This window comes from Paraburkholderia ginsengiterrae, from assembly GCF_001645125.1.
Classification (GTDB): Bacteria; Pseudomonadota; Gammaproteobacteria; order Burkholderiales; family Burkholderiaceae; genus Paraburkholderia; species Paraburkholderia ginsengiterrae.
Genome location: NZ_LXKA01000038.1, coordinates 1 through 615 on the forward strand (window position 1 = coordinate 1; position 615 = coordinate 615).

General features: G+C 57.2%; 1 protein-coding gene. It reads right to left on the reverse strand.

What is annotated here, in order from left to right:
- Positions 1 to 615, reverse strand: a 615-nt coding sequence (locus A6V37_RS41195; protein ID WP_208607842.1) for a hypothetical protein, incomplete at both ends; no start/stop codon positions are given.

Genomic DNA, 615 nt, shown 5'->3' on the forward strand with positions numbered 1-615 from the left:
CCAACACACACACAGACTTGTACACATTTTTTTTTTTCAAGCAACAGACGGCAACCGCACTTGACTCTTGTCTGCTGGGCTCGGTGATGTGACTCCGCGCCGTGTGACCGCACCGTCCCCTCGCGTTTGGCCGCGCCCTTGCCCTCCCTGTGCTCTTCCCTGTCTCGCCTTTCTCCCCTTCTCCCCCCCCCCTTCCCCCCCCCCCCCCTCCCCCCTCTTCTCTCTTTCTTCTTCCCTTCTTCCTCCCCTTCCTCTTTCTTTCCTCTCCCTCTTCTTCTTCCTTCTTTTCTTCTTCTCCTTTCCTCCTCTCCCCCCTTCCTCCTTCCCTCTTCTTCCCTTTCCTTTTCTCTTTTCCCTCCTCCCTCTTTCCTCTTTCCTGTTCCTTCCTTTCCCCCTTTCTCTTCCCCTTCCCCTTTTCTCTCCTGCCTTCTCTCTCCTCCCCCTCGTTCCTCTCCCCCCCTCCCTCCTTTCCCCCCTTTCCCCTTCCTCCCTCCTTTCCCTTCTTCCTTTCTCTCCCTCCCTCTCCCTCCTCCCCCCCCCTTCTTCTCTTCTTCTTCCTCTTTTTCTCCTCCTTTTTCTCCCCCCCCCCCCTCCCCCCTCTTCTCTTCCCCTTTT